This window comes from Rhodococcus sp. (in: high G+C Gram-positive bacteria), assembly GCF_049591685.1.
Lineage (GTDB): Bacteria > Actinomycetota > Actinomycetes > Mycobacteriales > Mycobacteriaceae > Rhodococcoides.
In genome coordinates, this window is sequence record NZ_JBAWFH010000384.1 from 1 (window position 1) to 2,108 (window position 2,108).

The 2,108-nt window shown below is 61.1% G+C and carries 1 protein-coding gene; it reads right to left on the bottom strand.

The features are described 5' to 3' along the window. Positions 1-1,445: 1,445 nt before the first annotated feature. Positions 1,446-2,108: TetR/AcrR family transcriptional regulator (locus tag WBQ44_RS16075; RefSeq protein ID WP_495567670.1), on the bottom strand; the 663-nt coding region annotated here is incomplete at its 5' end.

Sequence of the window (2,108 nt, forward strand, 5' to 3'; positions counted from 1 at the left end):
AAGATTTCGTTCGATCAACAGGCAATGCTGTCGACTCAGCTGGACGGGGTCAGCGTCGTAAAAGTACTGGTAGAGCGGGTAGGCAGTACAGGAAGTTGCGAATCGACCACAGCCCTTCTGACGTCCGTCGACATCGTTTGACGGCCGGGGCAGCACGCAATGTCCCACGACGACAACGAAGACAGTCAGCCACGCCGGCTACAGATTGCAGACGAGGTAGCTGGCGTTGTAAGCGGGTTCACCGGAGTGCTCGCCGTGCTTCTCGCCATTGCGGCCATCGTGGTGACGTTCTGGTTGGCCAGGGAGCCGACCGCCGGATCGCCAAGTTCCTCGGACGGCGCTTCGGCCGGAAAGCCAACAGCTACCCAAACTAGCTGCGCTGCAGGGCAGCCACCTTGCTCAGCGGATGGTCGGGACGCCAACCGACCGCCTGGACAATGCACCGAAATGGCGATACTTCAAGCGTGGGGTCTGGATCCCGCGCTGGACACGCTGATGCTCGAGGTCGATGCGGCTAGCGGAACCTGCCGGGTGCATCCGGACGCAGTGTCTCAGGCGGCTGGCGGGTCGGAAGCTGACGTTGCCGCAGCGTGGGCTGGCGTAGTTCCCGACGTATTGAGAGAGTGTGCGCGCGCGTCCGGTCAACCCGTGGTTGCGTGCAACACTCCTCACGAAGTGGAGTTCGTAGGAGGCCCCTATCTACCTGCCCCCGGTAGCCATCCAGAACACGACTGTTCGGCTCTGGGGCGCCGTTATGCAGCAACCAATTACAGTGTCGGTAGCGACATCAACTTTGGGATATTCGAAGGTGATGGCGGATCGGTGCGCTGCGTGCTTGTACTCGAGCGCGGATCGGCGTCAACGTCGGCGCGCACGGTAACCAAGTAACGCTTTCCGACCGTTCCCAAATACGGTTGGGCTTGTTGGCGGGCCGAGCATTGGGTCGATCAGATGAATTTTCGGCCAGTTCTTTATGATCTCGAGCGCGGCCCCGTCTGCGTCAGCTGCCTCTCGAGGTGCGCGTTGCAGCGATTGAGGCGGTCGATCTCTTTGCGGTCGGACGCGGTGATAGTGGTGCGACTCTGCCTGTAAGACGCTCGTCGGTGTTGCTGTCGGTGTGGTTTTGTCTCGGGTAGCGGACCATTCGCGCACTGCGACTGGTAGAGGCGTTCGCGGCGCAGAACGGCAGATTTGTCACCGAAAGGGGCGGCGCGATATTCGTCGACGATCTGGTTGCGGTATTCGGTAGTGAAGGTACGACGCGTCGCTTTCGGCGCGGGGTCGATCGGCTCGTGTGGCGGCGGTACGGGCGTCGGGCTGCTCATCGGTGATGCTCCAGTCATGCCCCCAGGGTGTGCACTCGTTCACTGCACGTGTCTCACTTGATCCTGACAGCGAGGGTTCCGCCTACTGCTTCTCGACGGACGGGTGGATTCGGGACCCATTCAACTCGACTGATGCGGCTGATTCCTGAGCCCACGCAGCAATAAGTCCGCGATGAACGTCGCGTTGTCCTCCGGTGTGTTGTTTCGACGGGTGAAGCACCGCATGAGGAGGGTATTGGTGATTCCCGCGGCTAGGTCGACCGGGCTGCCGATCATGGCCAGAGTCCCCGAATCCTGGCCCTGCTGTATGACGGGTCCGATTATCGACGGAATGTTGAGCTTCTGCTTGATGGACAGCAGGCCGTCGGGTTCGCCATAGGTATCGTGCGCAACGGCCACTAGCATCGCGTCCATAAACTCGATCTCGTCGGCAGCCAACTGCGCGCAGCGGAGCAGGAAGTTTTCCATGATGGTGAGTTCGTCCGTCCCGATGAGAAGATCGTCCGCCACTGTCTCCCGCAGAAGGTCCACGCGCGCTTGCAGCGCTCCGACGAGGATGTGCTGTTTCGTCGGGAAGAGCTTCTTGACGGCAGCAAGCGGTACGGCGGCATCGTCCGCGATGTCATCGATTCGGGTCATGAAGTACCCTCGTTTGCCGAATTCGATGCGCGCAGCGTCGATGATGGCGGCACGCGGATCACGTGGTCTCGGCCGAGTCACGACCGGTTTTATGGGTGGGACCACGTCGTCGAGATGCTGGTGGCGACCGGATGTGTCCACGAC